The sequence below is a fragment of the Neoroseomonas terrae genome (assembly GCF_018129025.1).
Lineage (GTDB): Bacteria > Pseudomonadota > Alphaproteobacteria > Acetobacterales > Acetobacteraceae > Neoroseomonas > Neoroseomonas terrae.
In genome coordinates this window covers 64,621-86,976 of the sequence record NZ_JAAEDI010000012.1, presented here as the reverse complement: position 1 = coordinate 86,976, position 22,356 = coordinate 64,621, and the positions used below count along the sequence as shown (strand labels likewise).

The window sequence follows — 22,356 nt, the reverse complement described above, 5'->3', positions numbered from 1 at the left end:
GACCTATCGCGACGCGTCATTCCAGCCGTGCCTCACCCCATCCGCGAGGGATCCTCATGCGAATCGCCATGATCGGCGCTGGCTATGTCGGACTCGTCTCAGGCGCCTGCTTCGCCGAGTTCGGCGTCGATGTGGCGGTGGTGGACGTCGATCCCGACAAGATCGAGGGGCTGAAGGCCGGCCGGATGCCGATCTACGAGCCCGGCCTCGACAATCTGGTCGCCGAGAATGTGCGGGACGGCCGGCTGACCTTCACGACCGACCTCGTGGCGGCGGTGAAGGGGGCGGATGCGGTGTTTCTTGCCGTCGGCACGCCGACCCGGCGGGGGGATGGCCACGCCGACCTGTCCTATGTCTACGCGGCAGCCGAGCAGGTGGCGCGGGCCGCCGAGGGGCCGCTGGTGCTGGTGACGAAGTCGACCGTGCCGGTCGGCACGGGCCGGGAGGTGCAGGCGATCGTCCGCCGCGCCCGGCCCGATGCGCCGATTTCCGTCGCATCGAATCCGGAATTCCTGCGCGAGGGCAACGCGATCGGCGACTTCATGCGGCCCGACCGCGTGGTGATCGGCGTCGATGACGACCACGCGACGACCGTGCTGAAGCGGCTGTACCGGCCACTCTACCTGATCGAGACGCCGGTTCTCGCCGTCTCGCTCGAGAGCGCGGAACTGATCAAGTACGCTGCCAACGCCTTCCTCGCCGTCAAGATCACCTTCATCAACGAGATCGCGGACCTGTGCGAGAAGGTCGGTGCGGACGTGCACGACGTGGCGCGCGGCATGGGCCTCGACGGGCGGATCGGGCGGAAGTTCCTGCATCCCGGCCCGGGCTATGGCGGGTCCTGCTTCCCCAAGGACACGCTGGCGCTGGCGCGGACGGCGCAGGATGCCGGCAGCCCGATCCGGCTGGTCGAGACCACCATCGCGGTGAATGACGCACGCAAGGTGCAGATGGCCGAGCGCATCCTGGCGGCGTTGGGGCCGGACCCGAAGGGCCGGCGCGTCGGTGTGCTCGGCGTGACCTTCAAGCCCGAGACGGACGACATGCGCGATGCACCGTCCCTCGTCATCCTGCCGGCGCTCGTCGCGGCGGGGGTGGACGTGCGCGCCTACGACCCGCAGCCGGGCCACGCGCGGCAGGCGCTACCGGCGGCGGTGGACTTCGCCGGCACCGCGCTCGCCGCGGCCGAGGGGGCGGACGCCGTGGTGGTGCTGACGGAATGGAACGAATTCCGTGCATTGTCACCTGACCGCCTCAAGGCCGCCATGAAGGGCGACGTTGTTCTCGACCTGCGCAACGTGTGGGACCCGGCGGCGATGCGCGCTGCCGGCATCACCTATTCTTCCATCGGCCGCCCGTGAACGGAGTGACCATGCCCGCCTTCAACCACCGCTTCGACCCGACCGTTCTTCGTGAGTACGACATCCGCGGGATCGTCGGAAAAACGCTGAAGCCCGAGGATGCCTTCGCGATCGGCCGTTGCTTCGGGTCCGTGGTCGTCCGCGCCGGCGGCAAGCGCGTCGCGGTGGGCTATGATGGGCGGCTGCATTCGCCGGAGCTGGAGGCGCAACTCGTCGCCGGCCTGCGCACCTGTGGGCTGGAGGTCGTGCGCATCGGGCTGTGCGCGACGCCGATGCTGTATTTCGCGGCCTACGACCAGGAGGCCGACGGCGCCGCGATGGTCACCGGCAGCCACAACCCGCCGGACTACAACGGCTTCAAGATGATGATCGGCAAGAAGCCGTTCTACGGCAGCGCGATCCAGGAGATCGGCCGCATGGCAGCCGAGGGCGACGTGGTGCCCGAGGCTGTCGGCACAGACCGCGCCGTGGACATCGCCGGTGCCTATGCCGACCGCGTGCTGCGGGACTGGGATGGTGGCGACCGCAAGCTGAAGGTGGTGTGGGACCCCGGCAACGGTTCGGCCGGGCCGATCGTGAAGGCCCTGACCGCCCGGCTGCCCGGCACGCACTACGTCATCAACGGCGATGTGGACGGCACCTTTCCCAGCCATCACCCCGACCCGACGGTGGCGAAGAACCTCGAGCAGATCATCACCGAAGTGGCGCGGGAGAAGGCCGATCTCGGCATCGCCTTCGACGGCGATGGCGACCGAATCGGCGTGGTGGACAATGAGGGCCACATCCTGTTCGGCGACCAGCTGCTGATCGTGCTGGCGCGGGATGTCCTGAAGTCGAAGCCGGGCGCGACGGTCATCGCCGACGTGAAGGCATCGCAGGTGCTGTTCGATGAGGTGGCGAAAGCTGGCGGCGATCCGCTGATGTGGAAGACCGGCCACTCGCTGATCAAGGCGAAGATGGCCGAGACCGGCAGCCCGCTGGCCGGCGAGATGTCGGGCCACATCTTCTTCGCGGACAAGTGGTACGGCTTCGATGACGCACCCTATTCCGCCGTCCGCCTGCTCGGCATCGTCGCACGGATGCAGGAGAGGCTTTCCGCCGTGCGCGCTGCCCTGCCGCAGGTGATCAATACGCCCGAGCTGCGCTTCAACTGCGAGGAGCAGCGGAAGTTCGCCGTGGTGAAGGAAGTGAAGGACCGCCTCGCCACCGAAGGTGCCAAGGTTCAGGACGTGGACGGCGTCCGGGTCCTGACCGAGGACGGCTGGTGGCTGCTACGGGCCTCCAACACCCAGGCGGTGCTGGTCGCGCGCTGCGAGGCGAAGACCGAGGCCGGGCTGGAACGGCTGAAGGGGCAGCTCGTGAAGCAGCTCGTGGCCAGCGGCCTGGAAGCCCCGGACTTTTCGGCGGAGAACGCAGGGCACTGAAAGGGAGGGGGCTCCGCCCCCATTCCCCGCAGCCGGCGTATCGAAGCATCCCTTGCGCAGCCGCCCGGCTCGCGCCAGATGTTTTCGATGGCTTCCTCCATCGACCCATCGGCTGACAAAGACGGCACCTACCTCACCGGCCACCTGCTGATTGCCATGCCGGGCATGCAGGACCCGCGCTTCGACCACTCCGTCGTTTGCCTGTGTGCGCATTCGGCGGATGGCGCCATGGGGCTGGTGGTTAACCGGCCGTTGCCGGGCATGGTGTTCGACGATCTGCTGCGCCAGCTCGAGGTCGCGCCGATGCCTCCGCAGCGGCGCATCCGCATGCTGGAAGGCGGGCCGGTCGAGACCGGTCGCGGCTTCGTGCTGCACAGCGACGACTGGTCGACCGATGGCAGCCTGCCGGTGATGAAGGGGCTGACGCTGACGGCCAGCGTGGACATCCTGAAGGCGATCGCCGGCGGTGGCGGGCCGCGGGATTGCGTGCTCGCCCTCGGCTATGCCGGTTGGGCGCCCGGGCAGTTGGAGGATGAGATCCAGCGCAATGCCTGGCTGAACGTGCAGGCCGATGCCTCGCTGGTGTTCCATGGTGACACCAGCCATACCTGGGGGGCGGCGCTCGCCAAGCTGCGCGTCGACCCGGCCCTGCTGTCAGGTACGGCCGGCCACGCCTGAGGAAGACCTGCCCGATGCAAATGGCTGAGATCCCGTTCGACACGACCGACTGGTCGGCGGTGGAGCCCAGCCGCCATGCGGGGGATGTGGGAGAGGCGCTGTGGCGCACCCGGCATGTCGGGCCGGCGGAGAACCCCATCCGCGTCCGCATGGTCGAGTATTCGCCCGGCTACGTCTCGGACCATTGGTGCCAGAAGGGGCATGTCCTGCTGGTGCTGGACGGCGAGCTGGAGACGACGCTCGCCGATGGCCGCGTTTTCACGCTGAAGCCCGGCATGTCCTACCAGGTGGCGGATGGCGCCGAGCCGCACCGGTCGCGCACCGCGACCGGGGCCAAGCTGTTCATCGTCGACTGACTACTGGCGGACGCTGTCGCGCGTCACGCCGTTCGCCCAGGCGATGCCGATCACCGCGCCCTTGATGAAGGGCAGGGTGCCCAGGGTGATGCCCACGATGATCGGCATCCAGATGGCGAATTGCAGCCACAGCGCCGGCGCCCAGACTTTGTCCGACCAGAAGACGAAGGGGAATACGATGTGCCCCACGAGCAGGAGTGACAGGTAGGGCGGCGCATCGTCGGACGGGAAGACGCTGTTGTCCTCGCCGCAGACTTCGCAATGGGCGCGGACCTTGAGAAACCCGGCGAAGAGGCGGCCTTCGCCGCAATGCGGGCAGCGGAGCCGCGCGCCCCTCAACACGCCCTCGACGATCCTCGATCTCCCGGCCATCGCGTGTCTCCATCCGGCGGTTCCGGCTGCATCGCGTGCTTGCCATACAATCCACATTGATATACATACAATCAATGCCGCCTTGCGCGATTTATATGGATTGCATGGCTCGATGACAAGATGAGTTCTATCTGGCTGCCGCACCTCGGGGGACATGACGGCCCGATCTATCGCGCCATCGCGGATGCGATCGGGGCGGCCGTGGCCGACGGCACGCTGCGGCCGGGCCAGCGACTGCCGACGCACCGCGCGCTGTCGGAGGCGCTGGGCCTCGACCTGACGACCGTCACACGCGCCTATGCGGAGGCACGGCAACGCGGATTGCTCGATGCCACCGTCGGTCGCGGCACCTTCATCCGCGGCGCCGCGATGCCTCGCGCGGAGGCTGCGGAAGGGCCGGTCGATCTTGGCATGAACCTGCCGCCGATCCCGGCCGATCCGTCCCTGCCGGACCTGCTGCAGCGTGGAGTCGCGCGGCTGCTGGCGGGGCCGGAGGCGGCGGGGGTGCTCACCTACCGCACCGGCGCCGGCAGCGGGCCGGAGAAGGCGGCCGGCGCGGCCTGGCTGGCGCCGACGCTCGGCGCCGTGGCACCGGAGCGCGTGCTGCTGTCCCCCGGCGCGCAACCGGCGCTGGCGGCGGTGCTCGGCGCCCTCGCGGCCCGCGGGGATGTCGTGCTCACGGATGCGCTGACCTATCCCGGGCTGCGCGCCGCGGCGGCGCATCTGGGCTTGCGGCTGCACGCCATCGCCGGGGATGCGGAGGGAATGTTGCCGGCCGCCTTGGACGAGGCCTGCCGGGATCACGCACCGAAGGCCGTTTACCTGGTGCCGACCATGCACAACCCGACCGCGATCACCATGCCGATGGCGCGGCGGGAGGCGATCGCGGCCGTCGCGCTGCGCCGTGGCCTGCCGATCATCGAGGACGATGCCTACGGCCTGCTGCCGTCGCACTCCATTCCGGCGGTCTCCAGCTTCGCGCCGGCACTCGGCTTCCATATCGCGACGCTGTCGAAGGTTCTGTCGCCCGCGCTGCGGCTGGCCTGGATCGTCGTGCCCGATGCGCGTTGGGCGGCGACCCTGACGGCGGCGCTGCGGGCGAGCGTGCTGATGGCCTCCCCGCTGGCGGCCGGCGTGGTCATGGGCTGGGTCGGGGACGGCACGGCAGCGGCGATCGTGGGTGCCATCCGGCGCGAATGCGCGGCAAGGCAGCGCCTGGCGCGCGAGATTCTGCCGGGGGCGGCAATCAGCGCCCATCCCGAAGGCATCCATGTCTGGCTCGCGCTGCCGCCGCATTGGGACCGGCTGCATTTCGCCACGCAGCTTCGCCGACAGGGGCTCGCGGTGGTGCCGAGCGACGCCTTTGCGGTGGATGCGGCAGTGCCGCCGCCGGGGGCGGTCCGGCTTTCCCTTGGGGCCGCGTCGAGCCGGGCCTCGCTGCGGGCGGCGTTGCGGGCCGTGGCCGAGACGCTGAGCATCGAACCGGGCACGGCCTTCGCCGGGATCGTCTAGGTCAGCCTTCTGGCAGCGTGGCCGCCACCCGCTTCGGGGCTGTCATCCGCCACGACCGCGTGACCAGCGCGGCGACCTCCTTCCAATCGGTGGCCCGGTCGAGCACAAGCCCGATCCAGCCCTTGGGCCCGACATAGGGCGGGCGGAAGAATCGCGCCGGGTCGGCCTCCACCAGCATCTCCTGCACGCCGCGCGGCGCCTTGCACCACAGCGCGCCGGTGCCGTCATCCATCGGGCGCCACATGCAGAAGATCTTGCCGCGGATGCGCCAGGTCGGTGCTTCCCAGGTTTCCTGTTCCGCTGCCTCGGGCAGGGCGAGGCAGATTGCGCGCAGACGCTTCTGCGCGGCGGCACTCACCAGCGCAGGCTCCGCAGCGCGGCGATGGGGCGCACGCCTTCCTCATGCGCGACCTCGGCGAGGCGTGCCGGCGCCGGGTCGTCGCCATGCGCCTCGGCGGCGAGGCCGGTCAGCGCCCAGAGCGCATCAAGCCCGGCGGCCTGCGCGCCGGCGAGGTCGGTGTGCGGCGTGTCGCCGATGGCGACGACGCGATGCCGCTGCGGGTTGCCCAGCACCTCCAGCACCGGCTCGTAGACGGCGGGGTCGGGCTTGCCGATTTCCATCACCTTCTGGCCGAGCTCCAGATAGATGTCGGCCAGCGCGCCGGCGCAGATCACCTTCCGCCCGGCGACCATCACGGCGCGGTCGGGGTTCACGCAGATCATCGGTAGGCGCGCCTTGGCGCAGGCCTCGAGCATCGGGCGATACGGCTCGCTGCTGGTCGGGCCGAGCCGATCGTCCGGGCCGGTGTTCAGCAGGAAATCGGCCTGGTCGGGATCGGTGACGATCTCGGCAACGTCTTCCTCGACGACGGAGAGGTCGCGCTCCGGCCCGATATGGATGCAGCGGTGGCCGAGCGCTGCGAACCAGGGGTGCTTCCGGTCCTTCAGCATCCGCCAGGACGCCTCGCCCGAGGACATGATCCCGTCATACAGCGCGCGGTCGAGGCCCATGCGGTCAAGCATCTCCGCCACGACCCAGGCGCGCCGCGGCGCGTTGGTCAGGAAGCAGATCGCCTTGCCGCGCGCCTTCAGTTCGGCGAGCGCCTCGGGCACGCCGGGATAGGGCTTGCGCCCGTCATGCACGACGCCCCAGAGGTCGAGCACGTAGCCATCGTAGCGGTCGGCGATCGGCGCGATGCCGTCGAGGATTTCCATCACGCATCCTTGCCGACGGCGTCGGCGACAGAAGTGAAGCCGTCGCGCTTCAGCAGCACGGCGAGGCCATCGGCGATCCGCCTCGGCAGCGCCGGCCCGGCATAGGCGAAGGCGGAATAGAACTGCACCAGCGAGGCGCCGGCGCGGATCTTCGCGTAGGCCTGCTCGGCGGTCGCGATGCCGCCGACGCCGATCAGCACCAGCCGCCCGCGCGCGATGCGGAACACCTTGCGCAGCACCTCGGTGGAGGGTGCGAAGAGCGGGGCGCCGGACAGCCCGCCCGCTTCCTTTGCGTGCGGGGAGGTCAGCGGAGGCCGTGCGATGGTGGTGTTGGACACGATCAGCCCCGCCACACCGCGCGTCAGGCAGGCCTGCACGATCGGCGGCAGCGCGTCGTCGGCGAGGTCCGGCGCGATCTTCACCAGCAGCGGCGGGGTGCGCGGCAGCGTCGCGCGCGTTGCCGCAATGGCATCAAGAATCGCGGCCAGCTTCTCCTCCCCCTGCAGGTCCCGCAGGCCCGGCGTGTTGGGGGAGGACACATTCATGGTGACGTAATCAGCGAACGGCGCGACGGCGGCATACAGCGCCGGGTAGTCGCGTTCCGGATCGGCGCCTTCCTTGTTGATGCCGATGTTCGCACCGAACACCGCGGGGCGTTCCGCCGGCAGGTCGCGCAGCCGCGCGACATAGCCGTCCAGCCCGCCATTGTTGAAGCCCATGCGGTTGATCACCGCCTGGTCCTCGGTCAGCCGGAACAGGCGCGGGCGGGGATTGCCGGGCTGCGGGCGCGGCGTGACGGTGCCGGCCTCGACGAAGCCGAAGCCGAGCCGCATCAGCGGCAGCACCGCCACCGCATCCTTGTCGAAGCCGGCGGCCAGGCCGATCGGATTGCGGAAGCGCAGGCCGAGCGCCTCCGTCGCCAGCACCGGGTCGTCGCGGCCCGAATCACGACCGGCAAGCCCCGCGGCGAGCGCTTTCAGCGCGATCCCATGTGCGGTTTCGGCGTCGAGGCCGCGCATCAACGGCATGAGGGCGGAGGCGAGGGAAGGGATCATGGCGGCTGTCTTGTGCCTCGGCACGCCGCGCGGGGAAAGCCCGGTTGACGCCGGCCGCGGCCCGCGGCGAGAAGCCAATGGTCACACCAAGAAAGCACGCCGGTGCCACCCGCCCCCAGACCCCGGCCCGATGCCGCGCATCGGGCCGCGAGCGCACAGCGCGAGCGCCCAGACCGCATACCGCGCCGGACGCGACAGTGCAGGGCGCGCAAGCCAGGCCGCCGGATGTTGAGGCGAAAAGAATGAAAGGCCCCGCCTTCATCGTCGTCGCGATGGCGCTGTTCGCGCTGCTGGACGCCAATTCCAAGCTGCTGTCAGGGCGCTACCCTGCGGACCAAGTGATCGTGGTGCGCTACGCGACGCTGCTGCTGGCGCTGTTCGCCGCGCGCGCCGTCCTGCCCGGCCTCGGCGGCCGGCTCTCCACCGCGCACCCCTGGCTGCACCTGACGCGCGCCGCGATGATGATCGGCTCCGGCTTCGGCTTCTTCCTCGCCCTGCGCGAGATTCCGATGGCCGAGGGCTACCTCGTCTACTTCACGGCGCCCTTCATGACGCTGGGGCTGGCGGCGCTGGTGCTCAAGGAGCGCACCGGGCGGGCCGTCTGGGCCTGGTCCCTGCTAGGCTTCGCAGGGGTACTGGTCGCGATGTGGCCGGGGCTCGCCGCCGGCGGGCCGGTGCGAGCCTATCTCTGGGCGTTCTTCGCTACGGTCTGCTACGCGATGGTGCTGACGGCGAACCGGCTGCTGCGGCATGAGACGGGCGTCGCCGTGCTGATCCTGTGGTCCTCGCTGCCGGGGCTGATCCTGGTCTCGCCCTTCGCGGCGATGTCCTGGGTCGCGCCATCCGCGCTCGATCTCGCTGCGCTGGCGGTGAACGGGGTGTTGGCGGGAGGCGCGACGCTGTGCCTTGCCATCGCCTTCCGCCACGACTCCGCGGCGCGGCTCGCGCCGCTGGAATTCAGCGCGCTGGTCTTCGCGCTCAGCTTCGACCTCGCCATCTGGGGCGTGTGGCCGAGCGCCTGGACCATGGTGGGCGCCATGATCGTCGTCTTCGCCTGCCTGATGAGCCAGCGAGCGGCTCAGGCGAAGCCGTCGGGAAAAACGTGACTTCCGTCGGCGCCGAGCGGCAGTGCCACCACGCGCCGCACCGTCGACAGCGGCAGCGGCGCATACAGATGCGGGAACAGTCCCGGCCGCGACCCGCCGGCGGCCGGTTCCCAGCGCAGCGCCTCGCCGAGCACGGCTGCCTCCGCCTCGACCAGCAGCAGGTCGGCGATGCCCGCGCGATGCTTCGCCGCGCTCGCCCGCACCTGCCCGGCGGTCGAGAAATGCAGGAAGCCGTCCCGCCGGTCGTCCGCGCTGCCGGCATAGGCGCCGGCCGCTTCCGCCGCGCGCCAATCCGCTTCGCGCACCAATGTGTAGATGAAGGGTTCCATGCCCGGTCTCTAGCCTAGGTCTTCAGCCCGGTAGAAGCACAGCCCGCCGATCTCGGCCGCTGCCGGCCGGCCGAGGGCCCATCCCGGCAGCGCCAGCGCATCGTGGAAATGCGTCGCGCCGCCGGTGGGGTCCGGCAGCGACCCCGCGATCGCCCGCGCCGCCACCCGCCGGCAGATCGCCAGCGCTCCGTCACCCGCCGGCACCTCCCGCAGCGCGGCATGGCGCGGGTGGTTGCGGTTCCAGCACGTCTGCGGGAAGTATGGTCTACTAAATTGAAATAATGGATTTTTCTGACAGGCGACCATTGCTTGTCCACAATCCTGTCCACGGCCGGCCGGTCTCCTGGGGCGCGGCTGGATCAGGCGGGCGGCTGGGCGGGCTCAGCGGCAGCTCAGGGCACTCTAGGCGGTGCTGGGGTGCTCTGGCGGGCGCTGGGGCGGCTCGGGCGGGGCGCTGCGGGACACGGCTCGGCTCGTCAGGCAGGCGCATGGACGGCTGCGGCGGGCTGGGGAGGGCGCTACAGGGCAACAGGCGGGGGCGGGTCGGCAGCAGGGTCCGCGACCTGTCCAGGCGGCACAGGCGCCCACGGATTGTCAGGCCAGGGCGACAGAGGCGGGGGCAGGACGGGCGACGCGCTAGTGCGGCGGAGGGAACGGAACCTCATCGAATTCGATCTCGACCCCGTCACGTTCCTCGGTAACGGGGATGACCCCCCAATCGGACCAGTCCGTTCGCTCGGGCTGGTTCGCCATGATGGCGCGTGCTGTTTCGCGAGCCACCTGCTCGACATGTGCTTCGTCGCGCACAACGGTCCCAATATCGTCAGACACGCTCGCCTCGCCATCTGTGGCGTAAAAGAACACGCGGACCGGGAACTCCGGCTCTGTGCTGTCGAAGTCCATGCTGCCCCCCCGACTGGCATCGACGTCCGATCCATCCTAGCCGCGAGGGCGGCATGGGGGGCAAGACGCGGAACGTGCCGCCAATCTCGCAGGCGCTGATTGCGAGGTCGGACCTCATGGTCCGCGGCGCCTATGATAGGCAGGTAAGGGTTGCCTCCTAGGTCGGGTCCAGCGTGCCCGGCCGGGGCGGCCAGCGTGCCTTCACGGCCGACAACTCGGTGTGCAGCTTCAGGATGTCCTGTTCCCCCAGCGCGTTGCCGAAGATGTCCCTGGAACCGAGAAGTAGCCCGAGGGTCATGTTGGTGGCGGTGGCGGCCGTGTGACACGCCTCCGATACTGACGGCTCGGGGTAGGGGATGAGTTCTCTGGCGCCAGACTGCTGAAGGAGGATGTGGCGGGCAAGTGAAGCGACGGTGGCATGCGCCGCATCGTCCGACAGAAGGCTGTATGTCGCCATGGCCCCTTCCGCGAATGTATCCGCGGCGAGCCGTGTCTGATTTAGGTAGCTGGTCTTCGGGTGCCGCCCTCTGAGGTCTGAAGCGAATGCCTGTAGTCGGGCCAGTTGCTCCGGCTCGATCACGTCACTTCCTCCCTTGGCGAGGATGTCCGCGCGCACGACCCGGCTTTTGACGAAATCCCGCTGAAGCTCTTCCAGCGTCCGGTCCGGCCGAGCGTAGATGCTGGCCAACAAGACTAAGTTCTCGACGAGGCATCGGGTGATGGTCCGCGCCTCCACAATCCGCTCGGCCCGGAGCAGCAGGTCCACACCTTGAAGATTTCCCACTGATCGGGCGACCAGCCCGAAGACGGTCTGCTTCGGCACCGAGAAGTCGTTTAGGTCCGTGGCCCCCATCGCGTCGATCATCGCGAGGCAGGCTACGCGAGCCTGAGGAACAAGGTTCAGGTGTGCGCGCAATCGCTCCACTTCGTTGGGGTCAACCTTCGGCGGCGGAGGATGATCGGAAGCCATTGCGCCAGGGTACTCAATCGGGCCCCATACGAAAACGAATAGGCAGGGTGCCCATGGACCTCGCGAAGAGCACCATCGGCCTCCATCGCCGCCGCTAAAGGCATCCTGATGTGACGGAAGCAGTAGCGGGTGTGCCCGGCCGCTAAGAGCGCGTTACTCTTGATGATCGTCAGTCGGCGTTTCCAACTTCGCGAACAGCTTGCCTCGCTGCTGCTCCGCCCATTTGAGGTAGAGCGCGCCCAGCGGCCTGGCAAAGATCGACTTAGCCATCGTTAACCAGCTCTCAAACTCGTCTTTCGGCAGGCAACTCGCCCCCCAGACGAAGCAGGATTGCTCCATATCGGACAACTGCCCGAAGCCGGTCTTCCCTCGCCGGAAATACAGGCGATCGCGGATACGCCCACGGATCAGGTGGAGTTGGCGGCGATCTAGCGGCGAAGAGAGTGTCTCCAACCTCTTCACGCCGGAAGCGTCTATCGGAACCACCCCACGCACGAAGAGCTCCATAAGCCAAGTTTTGATTGTTTGAATGCTTGATGAAGGGGGCGACAATATAGTATCTATCACCGTTTCGGTAAGATCCGCAAAGCACCCGCGATTGTCATTCTGTAGAGCCTGCATTAATATCGTCATTTCTTTCGCGAATACCACAAGTTCAGTAAAATTATCTCGGATATATTCCACGGCTTCAGATGGCTTTGCGAGGGTCAGGGCGCGAAAAATGACCTTGATGCGCCCCATATCGAAGGCTTCTTCGCCTACTTCCTCCTGCAGGAACCCTAAGAGGTTCATGCTCTTTAGTGCCTCGAGGTCCGCCGCATCAGGTTCATCATCGAAGTAGATATCGCTAGTAAGAGCCTCGAGCGCAGCTCCTTCGGCTTCTTCCGCAACGTCCGCCACAAGATGCCGGAGGCGCGCAAGAAACTCGGCCCGCGTTTCCACTTTAGTTTTCGCCGCGTTTAACGATAGGCCTTCGCTCAGTCCCAGTTGCTCTGCCAGCAACGCCAGAGCGTCATAAGGATCCTCATGCGCTTGTAGGAAAATCCGAAAATCATCGACAAACCGCGTTGAAAGTAGACCTTCCTGCCTGATCGCGAGGTCTGTGTCGGCGAGCGCGAGTTCAGCCAATAATCGCGCAGCACTTCCGCCGACCGGAACCCCGAACGACTGCTTCGCTCGAATGACTTTGATGTGCTTCAAAATGTATCTCGCTGCACCGTGCTTTGGTGCAACTTCGGCAAGCAGGTTCTCAAGTCGATGGTAGTTTACCCGCGCGTAGAAGTCCGAAATGTCCGTGCTGATGATATTTCGGATCTTCAAATTGGCCTTCACAAGTGCAAGCTGAGCTTGAAGCCAAGCCCTGAACGTCCGGTCCGGGCTGAAGATAGCTCCGTTGCCGTCCAATGCGAAGCGATACGAGAAGGCACGGTGTTCCTCGGGAGGCTGCCGATGTGCCTCAATGGACGGGCCGATCTCAACGACGGCCGCGAGGAGCAACACGGTATCGAGCAGCGGCATCTGGTGCACGATCCGGAAGCTAAAGCGGCTCTTGGGTCCCAGGGCCTCAATGGCGCCGACCGGATCAAATGTATCGAGGTCCAATTGAGCTAGCTCTTTTACTACCGCATTTTCTTGTTCTCTAAGAAAAGCCAACTCGGGCAAGTGAGGGAACACGTCCGTGTCGCCATAGCGACAGAGATGTTTGATGGCGTTCGTCAGGGACGCTTCACTAAGACGAAAGGTCACGTTCCCTCCGACATGCTTCGTAGCGATGCTATCAGTCCACCCGGATAGAGCGATAGAGCGGCCACTCCGGCGGCGGCGCCGTCTATTTCTGGTTAGGGTTTCCGGCCCTCGTCCGGGGGCAATGCCTTACTCGTCAATGCAGTGGAGATGGATCGACCAAGACCCATCCATGTCGGTGTTCCAGCGTGCCCTTCACGCGGATTGCCTGCCCCTCCTGATGTGCGCGGATGGCAGCTAGATAGTCTTCGGCGCTGACCCGGACCTGCGTCCTGATCTCGCCGTGCTTCGGGCTCGTCCACTTCACCGTAAGGACCTGACTGCCGCGCGGGTCCAGCAACTGCGGATTTTGCTCGCTTCGTAGCGTCACGACCATTCCCACGATCTCAACGAACTCCGGCGTCAGGCGCCTCCTCAACGCTCTTCCCGCTTCACGCGCAACCTCCGCATGGATGGGGGCGAGAGATACGCTTGCTTGCTTGCCAATGTCCGGTGGCGCCAGCCATTCGGGGCTCAGGCTTACGTCTATCGCGAAACCCACACCCGACGTCTCGATCAGGCTCGCAACAGCCTCGTAGGCGTTAGCGCCGAACCCATGTTCTGGGCCGTCCATCAACGGTTCCAGATCTCTCGTTGAGCCAGCAGCCGCCACCGCGCGAAGACCTCGCACGAAGCGCGCTACAACTCGTCTCTCAAACGGAGGCGTCGGTTCTACATCCGCCAACAGCGGATCACCGTCACGCCGTTCCAGCGGGCTTTCGATGCTGAACCCGAAGCTTCCCCGGAACGTGTGTCCGAACCGACAGGCCTCCGCGTAGTCCGTCGCGGCCTTGCTCGGCTGATCATAATGCGAGACGGGACGATGCTCTGTCATAGCCGTGCTAACGAGCGCGGACTTGAAGGCAGCAATATGATCCGTTGCTGTCTTCAGGCTCACGGTGTCGCTTTGGACCATGATGTCCGGCAGGCGACTGAACATTGCATCGAACCCGACCGAACGGATCGCGCGTGCCACCACGCCGGCTGCGCGACCCTCAATCGCGGCGAGAAGCCGAACAGCCCGGTCGATGCGAGACAGGAAATCCGGGCCCTTCGTATCGACAGGTACAACCAACTTGACGCCCGCTAGACCGTCCGCTGGGTTGACCATCAACCGATAGTCCACGTGGGCCGCACTACGTGCCTCTAGGAAGCTACGGAAGGCTTCTTCCCCATCGCGAGACACCTCAGGTGACGCTACCTCCGCACGCGTCGCGTTTCGCCAGCCCTGCGCGCGGACATACCGCTGGAGTAGCTCCAGCGGCACCGTCGCGGGGTCTATGCGATCACTGTCGCTCATGGGGAGGTCGTTGAGCAGCGCGCCTGCTCTAGCGCCAGAAGTTTCTTCAGCGCCTCCGGAGAAAACCGCTGGCTGGTTGGCACCTTGATGCGCACCGATGATGTGTTTCCGGTTTCCGGTCCGGGAGGGAGAACGAACCAGTAGCAGTGATCTCGAAGCACGGTCCCGGCGGTCGTTAGCTCATGCCAATCCGACCGGCTGCGCGGCAGACAAAGCAATATGAGGATGAGGGTGGTTCGGTAGGTCCCCCGCCGGACAAGGTTGTTGTATGCGCGAGCGTCCAGATCATAGGCGATGTGGTTCTGCTCCCGCGTGAATACCGTCGTCGCCTTCGCCTGAAAATCCAGCGATACACCCGCATCGACATGCTGGCCATTTGGCAGCACCTGCACTTCTCTAAAGTGCCCATCGACACCGTAGTCGTGATCAGTTTTGCCTACCAAGACGCCGGCCATTGCAGCGACGGCTGCAATGTGGGCCCGCGACATTCCCTCCTTGGCGTGTTCTTCCGTGATAGGCACTTCGCGCCTAAATCCCCGCACCCTGTATTCGCAACCGTATGCGGCGGCATTCGCAGTATCAAGGGTCTCACGCGATGGCCCGCATCCTTCTCCGGGCCCTCATCACTGCGGTTCGCGCTCTGCACGGATGGCGGTCAGCATGCCGATCAGGCGGTGCCGATCCTCGATCAATCGGCATGCCGCCTCGATGTGGCCGACCCGGCCGGCGAAGGCGGCGGGGAGCACCGCGGCCAACAGCCTGTCCAGCCTGCCTAGGTCGAGTGTGGCTTCCTCCATCCGCAGCGCTGGTGACGCATGCGACCGGGCCGATCGAAGCGCCTCATGCACGCCCTGCCGGCCGGCGTAACCCAGGGCCGCCGCGATCTCGTCCAGCGTGAAGCCGGCGATCCTCAGCCGCAGCGCCTCGGCCTGACGCAGCCGGGCGCGAACATGCACCGGGTGCGACAGGCCGAATGGATGGCCACCGGTGCGGCGGCGGCGCGGGGCGGTGGTCATTCGCGGATCGCCATGCCGCCGATCGAGAACGCTGCAAGCTCCCCGGCCTTCACTCGCGCCCAGGTGGCGTCGTCCGAGACGTACATCGTGACCAACCAGCCCGTGCGGCCGAAATCCACGCCCAAGGCCTTCTGCACCGCTTCGTCGGCAACGAAGGTCTCGACCACCTCCGCCACAGCCTCACCGGCGTGGTTCAGGAGAGCGGGTCGCGACCCCCGGATATAGTCGTGTGCGGCTGCGCGGATTTCCTCGATCGACAGGACGTCACCCTGAAGGTCGATCACGTCCTTCCCACCCATCGTGGCGACGCTGGCCCAGCCGGTGATCAGGCGCTTCTCCGTGTTCACCGCCGTCTTGGTGACGCTCAACACGGCGGCGGCCCTGGCGGTGCGTCGTGCGTCATGGGCAGCAAGGACATCGAGGAACATCTTTGGGCCGGACTTCCGGGTTGACCGCGGGTATAGCCGCGCCATCGTCTGAGCGAACATCTCCATCACGCGGCCTCCTTATGCTGGCTGGTGCTGCCGGCGGCGGCGGTGCGCGCCGTGTCGAGGAGGCGACGCAGGTCGGCGGCCTGCTCGCTGGTCGGACTGGCGACGGGCGGCGTCATGCCCAGCATGGAGCCGATCTCCATGACGCCCTCCCCGCTGTCCAGTAGTGATCGGACAAGGCGGAGCCGTATCGCTGCTTCAGTCAGGTGCAGCGCACCTGCCTGGTCCGCCACCGCTACGAACCGGGCGATGATCGACATGGTCGCGTCGGCCGCCGCGCGGTACTCCCGGTCGATCGCTACAAGCTCGGTATCGAGCCATTCGATGCTCCCGACACGGCCGACTTCGATTAGTGGCCCCAGGGCAGCGCGCGCCGTCTCTGCCTGCTCCCCCAGCGCCGCGGTGATCCGGCTCATGCGTGCCGCCTCGACCTCGGCTGCGTTCAGACGATCGCCGGCTGCTACGGTGACATCCACGCTGCGGCCGTTGCCGTCGATCGGGCCTGCGGCTTCTTCCCGGGCCAAAGCTGCACGCGCATCCGCAACCTCGCGCCGCACGACGAGCAGCCGATCCTGCGCATGACGGTGGCGCTGCTCAACATCGCGGAGGGCACCAAGGGCGGCGCGCAACGGCATCACCCAGGCGGGATCAGGCGGAGGCTTGGGCGCGGCCTTGACCGCGTCGAGCGGGGCGGCGGCGGGCGCGCCTACCGGCGCCGTGATGCGCCTGCTGGTGGCCGGCGTCCTGCGCGGCATGATCCGCGAGGCGTTGCTGGTCGGCGTGGTGTTGGGCGGCATGGTCGGGCTCCTTGGTGTGGATGGGCTCGGGGTCGTCCGCTTCGGGAGGCACGCATCGACTGGCGAAACTGCAACCGCGCGCGATGCGCCAGCCGGTGACGGCCAGTTCCTCGCGGGGGGCGCGGCGGCGTCGCCTGGACACGTCAGCCGTCCTTCATGAGCCGGGCGCGCTCGCGAGCGGCCTGGATGAAGAGCTCGGCTGGCGACAGGTTGGCCTTCGAGACCGGCGGTGTGTCACGCTGCTGGGCCTGCTGCGCGGCGCGGTGCGCCTCCGCGATGGATGCAGCCTTCGAGACAAGACGGGCGCCACCGCCAGCATCCTTCGCGACCTGCGTCGGCGGGAGCGGTGCGCTGTATGCGCGACCCTCTACCTGCGCACGAATGCGATCACCGGCCACGGCCGCAGCCTTCAGCAGCCGGGCCGGCGCGCCATCCAGCGACCGGCGCTTTTGCAACGCATCGAGGCGCGCTGCGATATCGGCCTGCTGCGCGACGAGGTCGGCGGCCGTGGTGTCGGCGCACTTCGTCATCAATGCGACGGCGTGGACATTGGCCGGCCGGGCGACCAGCGAGATTTCGTTGATGCGGATCGACTTCAGCCTGCGCGGTGCGCCGGGTCTGTTGCTCATGGTACCGGACATAGAGGCATGCTCCTTCGCGAATGATGATGGCCTAACCATAACATTCTGGTATGGAGATGTTGGCGCGCGTTCTTCGTCCTCTCTCCGCGTGCCCCCCAAAGTCCCCACCGCCGTGACCCGGAAGAGACCGGCGGCGGGGCATCCCATCCCACGGCGCCGTAGCTCGGCGCGGGCGCCGTGGGTGGACCCCCAAGCCTCCCCTGGCCGGCGCCGGTCTCCTCCGGCGACACCACGGCCGGGGGAGGCGCCCCCTCCCTCAGCGACGCCTTGGACGCCACCGTCAGCCTCACCGTGTCGGAGAACGACGCCATCGCGATCATGGCGCTGTGCCGGGCGTACGGTCCTGTGCACGCCAACCGCCGCGTCGGCCGCGGTCGCGGAGCCAGTCCACGAATGCGTGATCGGGGTCCTGGATGGGGTGGTTGAGCGCGATGGCGACGAAGTGGAATGTTCGCGCCTGTGCTTCGACGTCCAGGCCAAGCGACCGAGCCTGGGCGTGATGCTGTGGCTTGATGGTCCAGCCCGTGGCCCAGGCGTCGCTATGGGCCGGCGGCGGCATCGGGATCGCCCTGATTGCTCTGGATGTTGCGGTCAGCGGCATCAACTCCCTCCTTCTCTGGACGATGTGAACGTGATGCTTTGGATCGCTGCTGGCGTTGCTTCAGCCGGCGCGAGGGAGCCGGGGGACTGGCCTGTCGTTCGGCCCAGCTTCGAAGCGCGTCCGCGCTGGACATCATCAGCCGCCGGCCCTGGATCGGGCGCGCGCCCTCCTTGCCGATCACCTCGGCGCCGCCGGCCGCGATGATCTCGCCGGGCTCGGGAAGCGCAGCCAGCACGTAGCCGACCCATCCACGCAGCCGGCCGCCGGGGCCATCGTGCATCAGGGCTCGGGTACGCCGGTCGCCTGAAGGCTCCTTGGCCCCCAACGCGCTGCCGTCCGCGCACCAGTGGATGGCGTATGGCGGGAGCTTCGACACGTCAGCGAAGCGGCAGACCGCGCGCTCTATGGCGCGTCTAAGAGGTCCAGCGAGGAAGGGCTGGACCAGCAACGCGGCATGAAGGTGAGCACCGGAACGGGCCTGCATCTGGACCGAGGCGATCGACGCGACCGGCTGTTCCTTCACCCGCTTCCGCAAGAAGTCGCGGGCAGCGGCTGCCACTGCGGTCCACAGAACTCGCGTGCGGGCGGCATCCCAGGCGCCAGGAAGATCGCGGGGCCTGATCGTGCAACCGATCCACCAGCGGCGACCAAGCGCGGCTGCGGCATCGAGCAGGGTGACAGCGCGGTGGATCAGGGCGGCGGGGCTAGATTGTTCCCTATCTACGTATCGGCCCTTTGACCGCACCAAAACTGGCGGCCGGCCGCGCTTTTTGCCCCCCTCGGACTTCCCGCAAGTCGGGAAGGTCGTTTGGATGTCGCAACGCGCGCCGCCAGGCCCTGGCGGGTGCGGTTGAGGCTCGGTGCTGCCGGTGCGCGCGGCCATGGCGGTGCCGGCCGGCGACGCTGGAAACCGAGGTCGCGATCATGCTAACCGGAGACCGACCCTGTGCGACGGGCGTCGATCTCCGGCCGGCGTGTGCGAGTTGGTTCGCGCCGCCGGCCGTTCCTTTTCGGGTCAGGCCGATGCGCTGCGCCGTGCGGGCTTCCGGCGAGCCGCGGGCGTGGAGGGCGGCCTTGTCGGATCGGCAGCCTTCTTCCGGCGCGCTCCACCATCAGGGGCCGCGCCGGCAACCACCGCCACGGCCTCACGCGCGCAATGCTGTGCCAAGACTGCGGTGCGGATGAAGACGGTCCCACCGACTTTGACCAGCAGCGCTTCTCCGCCGGCCGCCATGATGCGTTCATTCCAACGACGAAGTGTCGCGCGGGATGGCGCGATGCCGGAACCGTCCTGGGGCAAGAGGTCTAGGCCGGGGATCATCGATGCGCGCCGAGCGGCGCCCACAACTGTGGCGGTCTTACCCGCCTTCTCCGCCTTGTCGGCGGCCGGCTCGGACTTTCGCTTCAGCATTTCAACCCCGCTCAATGTGGTTCAGCGGGCATCCATCTATCGCTGGCGCCGACACCGAGCGAGAAGAGATTAATCGGACTTTTCCTCTATAGCCTCGCCCAGCCTAGCGAACGCGAAATACGCTATGCCGAAGTCGTCGAAGCTGCCGGCTTTCGCGACGAGCGAAAGCGTCCAGGCAACGTTGCCGATGAGATAGGCGGGGGTGCTCGGCGGGACGATCAGCGTCTCCGCTTCGACGCTGCCGATGTCGCCAGAACGACCAAACCGAACGTCGCCAATATCCTTGGCGTCGAGGTCACCGCGCGCGAACCTGTAGACGGGATAGAGTGGATCGTTTTGCGGGGTGTAGTCCGGCTTCCCGCGGAGGGTCGCGGCCTCCCATTCCCGCAAATGGCGTACGATGTCACGCGCCTGATCCCTTACCGTGAAAGAGGTGGAGGCCTCCTTAGTGGCGATCAGCCCCGATCGTATTGCGGCGACGGCGGCACCATGCTCGCCGCGCCGGCTCGCACAATACTCCCTCATGGCCTCCGGCGTGATCCCGTGATCGATGGCCGATTGCTCGTCGCCGCTTAAAAGCGCAGCGATAGCGGCGCGGGCACGGGCCGGAAGGAAGGGCTGCGTTCGTGGTCGGCCCCTCCGGCGGGCGGCGGTGTCACTGTTGGGAGGGATCAACTTCATGATGCCCGCGACTTCCGCCGCAGCGGCACGATCTTCGCTGTCTGGCCCAGACAGTGCTGCGCCCAGCGCTCCATCACGGGGCGGCGCTGCTCGATTAGGTCACTTCGCTGATAAGCGCCCTCGACACCGCGGACAACGTGGGCAAGGGCCGCTTCAGCTAATGCGTCGGACACGCCGCTCTCCGCGCACCACACCCTGAAGCTCGACCTGAAGCCGTGGGGCGTAATTGGGCGATCCCGCTCGTCACGCCAGCATGGCAGCGCATCGTCCGCGTCCGTCTCGGCCGGGTTCGCGGCGTCCAACGCCTTCCTTAGTGTCCAATCGCTCATCGGCCGGCTCGGATGCACGCCTGGAAACAACAGGTCCATCGCCCCGGTGTCGGTCGTGATGCGGTCCTTCAGGATCGCCAGGGCCGGCGTGCTGAGCGCGACGCGGTGCATTCTGCCGGCCTTCATGCGCCCCGCCGGTATGGTCCACGTCGCGGTGTCGAGGTCCACCTCCCGGCGCCTCATACCCCGCACCTCGCCCGTCCTGCTGGCGCACAAGATCAAGAACCTCAGCGCAACGTTCGACTTCGCCTTGCGCTCCGCCAACGCGGACCAGAACGCCGGCATCTGCTGCCAAGCCAGCGCCGGATGGTTCTCGGTCGGCTTCACCTTGCGCGGCGCCGGGAGGATGCCCTGAAGGTGCCCGCGCCATTGCGCCGGGTTCTGACCTTGCCGGAGATTGCGCACCGATGCTGCGGTCAGTACCGCCTCGATCCGCTGCCGGACCCGGGATGCCGTCTCGGGAATGCGGGTCCAGATCGGGCGCAGCACGGCCAGCACGTCATCGGTGACGATGCCCTCAACGGGCTTCTCGATCAGGTCGGCCGCATATCTCGACAGGGTCGCGCGCCACTGTGCCCGGTGCCTCGCGGATCGGTTCGAGGACACCTTGTCGTCCATGACGATCGTCAACACGTCGCCGAAGGTCACGGTGGCCGGCTTCGCCTTCTCGGCCTCCGCGATCGGGTCCAGGCCATCCCGCAGCATGGCTCGGGCCTGTTCGGCGCGAAGGCGGGCATCAGCGAGACCAACGCCGGTCAGGCGGTCGCCCTGGACGCCTACGCCTCCGAGGCCAGCCTCACGGGCGCGGCCGTCGCGCTGATATCGCAGGGTCCATCGGGCGGACCCCGGCCCTGCTACCCGCAGGCTAAGGCCGGCTCCGTCGCTTGTGGCGCCCGGTCTGCCAGCCCGGATGAGGGCAGCCGCCTCCCTCACTGTCAGCACGTTCTGTTTCGGCATCGCGACCCCTGTCCACGGTCCTGTCCACAACCAGATTGTGGACTAGGGTGAGCGGGAATGGAACGCGGTGAGCGAGCGTTTGGGGGAAAATGAGGTAATTGCGGGCATACAGGCTCATGCGTGAGCGGCCATGAGCGGGCATGAGGTGTGGTTGCGCAGACAGCACGGGAACTGGAACGGCGCGCGGCACACCGCCGCGACGTCCCGCCCCCAATGTGCCGGCCCGCCGGGCACCGCCGCCTGCCGCGCCCGGTTCATCACCAGTGCCGCCATCGCTTCGATCGCGCGCACGGGGCGCCCGGCTGCCTCTCCCCAAAGGTCAGGGCGAGGATCTCGACGCCGCCATCCTGGCGAAGCGCCGCGCTCACTCCCGTTCCTCCATCCGGCGCGCCGCCTGCGCCACAGCGATCCCGGCGCGCGACACCTCCTCCAGCTTCTCCTCGATCCGCACCAGGTGGTCGGACATCCGCCGGTCGAGATCACGGATCAGCGACAGCGGCACATAGGTCCGCGCCACCTCGATCTTGAACTGCGCCAGCTCATCCCGTGTGCGCGTCAGCGCATCGGATTCGCGCTGGTCGCCGCGCTCGAAGCGCTGCTGCATGTCGTTGCGCAGGCCATGGATCATCCAGAACAGCGCCGCCACGACAGGCGCCTCCACGGCCGTGATCCACCACAACGGTTCGATCTGGATCGGCATTCTCTGATCTGCCTTCTGCTGAAACCTTGAAGGGGAAGCGGCAGCAGGCCACCCTTGGGGGAACACCCCATGGGAAGCCGACGCCAACACATGTGGAACGAGCCCTATCTCGAGACCTGCTGCCGGTCCGCGCTGCACCGGCTGACGCTGGTCGGACCGCACGGGCGCCCGCCGGGCCTCAAGGACGGGCCCTGCCTGAACCGGCTGACCGGCATGGGCCTGGCCCAGCCGCGCGAGGACGGGCGCTTCGAGATCACCGAAGCCGGGTTGAACCGGCACGAGACCGAGATCCTGAAGCGGCACGCCGCGTGAGGAAGGCCGGGGGAGGGAACTCCCCCGGACCCCCTCCTTTTTCTGTCTGTCACCGGG

The 22,356-nt window shown here is 67.4% G+C and carries 28 protein-coding genes and 1 pseudogene; 8 read left to right on the top strand and 21 right to left on the bottom strand.

Annotated elements, in window-relative coordinates:
• Positions 1-56 precede the first annotated feature (56 nt).
• The 4 genes from GXW78_RS12440 to GXW78_RS12425 all read left to right on the top strand — a co-directional run bounded on the left by GXW78_RS12440 (position 57) and on the right by GXW78_RS12425 (position 3,819).
• Complete coding sequence (locus GXW78_RS12440; RefSeq protein ID WP_211869139.1) at positions 57-1,361, top strand: UDP-glucose dehydrogenase family protein; 1,305 nt, start codon at positions 57-59, stop codon at positions 1,359-1,361.
• A gap of 11 nt (positions 1,362-1,372) precedes the next feature.
• Positions 1,373-2,785 (top strand): phosphoglucomutase/phosphomannomutase PgmG, encoded by a 1,413-nt coding sequence (gene pgmG / locus GXW78_RS12435; protein ID WP_211869138.1) that lies wholly within the window; start codon positions 1,373-1,375, stop codon positions 2,783-2,785.
• Positions 2,786-2,872: 87 nt separating this feature from the next.
• On the top strand, positions 2,873-3,463 hold the full coding sequence (locus GXW78_RS12430) for a YqgE/AlgH family protein (RefSeq protein WP_246522092.1): 591 nt from the start codon (positions 2,873-2,875) through the stop codon (positions 3,461-3,463).
• 20 nt (positions 3,464-3,483) lie between these two features.
• The gene (locus GXW78_RS12425; RefSeq protein WP_338147739.1) at positions 3,484-3,819 is read left to right on the top strand and encodes a DHCW motif cupin fold protein; all 336 of its coding nucleotides are present in this window, start codon (positions 3,484-3,486) and stop codon (positions 3,817-3,819) included.
• On the opposite strand, the gene GXW78_RS12420 is transcribed toward GXW78_RS12425, so the two are convergent.
• Positions 3,820-4,191: a DUF983 domain-containing protein gene (locus GXW78_RS12420; protein ID WP_211869135.1), complete on the bottom strand. Its 372-nt coding sequence runs from the start codon at positions 4,189-4,191 to the stop codon at positions 3,820-3,822.
• A gap of 120 nt (positions 4,192-4,311) precedes the next feature.
• Between GXW78_RS12420 and GXW78_RS12415 the strand changes: the two genes are divergently transcribed.
• Positions 4,312-5,703: an aminotransferase-like domain-containing protein gene (locus GXW78_RS12415; RefSeq protein WP_211869134.1), complete on the top strand. Its 1,392-nt coding sequence runs from the start codon at positions 4,312-4,314 to the stop codon at positions 5,701-5,703.
• Position 5,704: 1 nt separating this feature from the next.
• On the opposite strand, the gene GXW78_RS12410 is transcribed toward GXW78_RS12415, so the two are convergent.
• Genes GXW78_RS12410 through GXW78_RS12400 form a run of 3 tightly spaced genes read right to left on the bottom strand, consistent with a single transcriptional unit; the run spans position 5,705 to position 7,973 of the window.
• Positions 5,705-6,061 (bottom strand): MmcQ/YjbR family DNA-binding protein, encoded by a 357-nt coding sequence (locus GXW78_RS12410; protein WP_211869133.1) that lies wholly within the window; start codon positions 6,059-6,061, stop codon positions 5,705-5,707.
• Positions 6,058-6,918 (bottom strand): TIGR01459 family HAD-type hydrolase, encoded by an 861-nt coding sequence (locus GXW78_RS12405; protein WP_211869132.1) that lies wholly within the window; start codon positions 6,916-6,918, stop codon positions 6,058-6,060. The genes GXW78_RS12410 and GXW78_RS12405 overlap by 4 nt, the downstream gene beginning before the upstream one ends.
• Positions 6,918-7,973 (bottom strand): quinone-dependent dihydroorotate dehydrogenase, encoded by a 1,056-nt coding sequence (locus GXW78_RS12400; protein WP_211869131.1) that lies wholly within the window; start codon positions 7,971-7,973, stop codon positions 6,918-6,920. Before GXW78_RS12400 ends, GXW78_RS12405 begins: the two co-directional genes overlap by 1 nt.
• A 242-nt stretch (positions 7,974-8,215) precedes the next feature.
• Here GXW78_RS12400 and GXW78_RS12395 point away from each other — a divergent pair, with 242 nt between their 5' ends.
• Entirely contained in the window at positions 8,216-9,079 is an 864-nt protein-coding gene (locus GXW78_RS12395; RefSeq protein WP_246522090.1) for a DMT family transporter, read from the top strand.
• Here GXW78_RS12395 and GXW78_RS12390 read toward each other — a convergent pair.
• From GXW78_RS12390 to GXW78_RS12345, 10 genes are all read right to left on the bottom strand, one after another.
• Positions 9,052-9,408, bottom strand: a complete 357-nt coding sequence (locus tag GXW78_RS12390; protein ID WP_211869130.1) for a DUF952 domain-containing protein — start codon at positions 9,406-9,408, stop codon at positions 9,052-9,054. The genes GXW78_RS12395 and GXW78_RS12390 overlap by 28 nt on opposite strands.
• Positions 9,409-9,417: 9 nt before the next feature.
• Positions 9,418-9,612: a hypothetical protein gene (locus GXW78_RS12385; protein ID WP_338147738.1), complete on the bottom strand. Its 195-nt coding sequence runs from the start codon at positions 9,610-9,612 to the stop codon at positions 9,418-9,420.
• A 432-nt stretch (positions 9,613-10,044) separates the two neighbouring features.
• Complete coding sequence (locus GXW78_RS12380; RefSeq protein WP_211869128.1) at positions 10,045-10,311, bottom strand: DUF6894 family protein; 267 nt, start codon at positions 10,309-10,311, stop codon at positions 10,045-10,047.
• Positions 10,312-10,468: 157 nt separating this feature from the next.
• Entirely contained in the window at positions 10,469-11,176 is a 708-nt protein-coding gene (locus GXW78_RS12375) for a DUF5677 domain-containing protein (protein ID WP_211869127.1), read from the bottom strand.
• Between the two features lie 258 nt (positions 11,177-11,434).
• Entirely contained in the window at positions 11,435-13,027 is a 1,593-nt protein-coding gene (locus tag GXW78_RS12370; RefSeq protein WP_211869126.1) for a reverse transcriptase domain-containing protein, read from the bottom strand.
• A gap of 133 nt (positions 13,028-13,160) precedes the next feature.
• Entirely contained in the window at positions 13,161-14,363 is a 1,203-nt protein-coding gene (locus GXW78_RS12365) for a hypothetical protein (RefSeq protein ID WP_211869125.1), read from the bottom strand.
• Entirely contained in the window at positions 14,360-14,851 is a 492-nt protein-coding gene (locus GXW78_RS12360) for a DUF4365 domain-containing protein (protein WP_211869124.1), read from the bottom strand. Before GXW78_RS12360 ends, GXW78_RS12365 begins: the two co-directional genes overlap by 4 nt.
• A gap of 135 nt (positions 14,852-14,986) precedes the next feature.
• Positions 14,987-15,379 (bottom strand): hypothetical protein, encoded by a 393-nt coding sequence (locus GXW78_RS12355; RefSeq protein ID WP_211869123.1) that lies wholly within the window; start codon positions 15,377-15,379, stop codon positions 14,987-14,989.
• Entirely contained in the window at positions 15,376-15,873 is a 498-nt protein-coding gene (locus GXW78_RS12350) for an XkdF-like putative serine protease domain-containing protein (RefSeq protein WP_211869122.1), read from the bottom strand. The genes GXW78_RS12355 and GXW78_RS12350 overlap by 4 nt, the downstream gene beginning before the upstream one ends.
• Positions 15,873-16,505 carry a hypothetical protein gene (locus GXW78_RS12345; RefSeq protein ID WP_211869121.1) on the bottom strand — a complete coding sequence of 211 codons (633 nt, stop codon included), beginning with the start codon at positions 16,503-16,505 and terminating at the stop codon, positions 15,873-15,875. Before GXW78_RS12345 ends, GXW78_RS12350 begins: the two co-directional genes overlap by 1 nt.
• 82 nt (positions 16,506-16,587) lie before the next feature.
• On the opposite strand from GXW78_RS12345, the gene GXW78_RS12340 reads away from it, so the two are divergent.
• Positions 16,588-16,827: a hypothetical protein gene (locus tag GXW78_RS12340; protein ID WP_211869120.1), complete on the top strand. Its 240-nt coding sequence runs from the start codon at positions 16,588-16,590 to the stop codon at positions 16,825-16,827.
• Here GXW78_RS12340 and GXW78_RS12335 read toward each other — a convergent pair.
• The 7 genes and pseudogenes from GXW78_RS12335 to GXW78_RS12310 all read right to left on the bottom strand — a co-directional run bounded on the left by GXW78_RS12335 (position 16,811) and on the right by GXW78_RS12310 (position 21,987).
• Positions 16,811-17,308: a hypothetical protein gene (locus tag GXW78_RS12335; protein ID WP_211869119.1), complete on the bottom strand. Its 498-nt coding sequence runs from the start codon at positions 17,306-17,308 to the stop codon at positions 16,811-16,813. The two genes, GXW78_RS12340 and GXW78_RS12335, sit on opposite strands and share 17 nt — an antisense overlap.
• 539 nt (positions 17,309-17,847) lie before the next feature.
• The gene (locus tag GXW78_RS12330; RefSeq protein WP_211869118.1) at positions 17,848-18,432 is read right to left on the bottom strand and encodes a hypothetical protein; all 585 of its coding nucleotides are present in this window, start codon (positions 18,430-18,432) and stop codon (positions 17,848-17,850) included.
• A gap of 957 nt (positions 18,433-19,389) precedes the next feature.
• Positions 19,390-20,001: a hypothetical protein gene (locus tag GXW78_RS12325; RefSeq protein ID WP_211869117.1), complete on the bottom strand. Its 612-nt coding sequence runs from the start codon at positions 19,999-20,001 to the stop codon at positions 19,390-19,392.
• Positions 19,998-20,978: a tyrosine-type recombinase/integrase gene (locus GXW78_RS28485; protein WP_338147737.1), complete on the bottom strand. Its 981-nt coding sequence runs from the start codon at positions 20,976-20,978 to the stop codon at positions 19,998-20,000. The genes GXW78_RS12325 and GXW78_RS28485 overlap by 4 nt, the downstream gene beginning before the upstream one ends.
• Before the next feature lie 27 nt (positions 20,979-21,005).
• Positions 21,006-21,287, bottom strand: a pseudogene (locus tag GXW78_RS28630) (Arm DNA-binding domain-containing protein); the annotation flags it as partial.
• Between the two features lie 114 nt (positions 21,288-21,401).
• Positions 21,402-21,578, bottom strand: coding sequence for a hypothetical protein (locus tag GXW78_RS12315; protein ID WP_211869115.1), 177 nt, complete (start codon positions 21,576-21,578; stop codon positions 21,402-21,404).
• Between the two features lie 73 nt (positions 21,579-21,651).
• On the bottom strand, positions 21,652-21,987 hold the full coding sequence (locus tag GXW78_RS12310; protein WP_211869114.1) for a hypothetical protein: 336 nt from the start codon (positions 21,985-21,987) through the stop codon (positions 21,652-21,654).
• 90 nt (positions 21,988-22,077) lie between these two features.
• Here GXW78_RS12310 and GXW78_RS12305 point away from each other — a divergent pair, with 90 nt between their 5' ends.
• On the top strand, positions 22,078-22,299 hold the full coding sequence (locus GXW78_RS12305; RefSeq protein ID WP_211869231.1) for a hypothetical protein: 222 nt from the start codon (positions 22,078-22,080) through the stop codon (positions 22,297-22,299).
• Positions 22,300-22,356 lie beyond the last annotated feature (57 nt).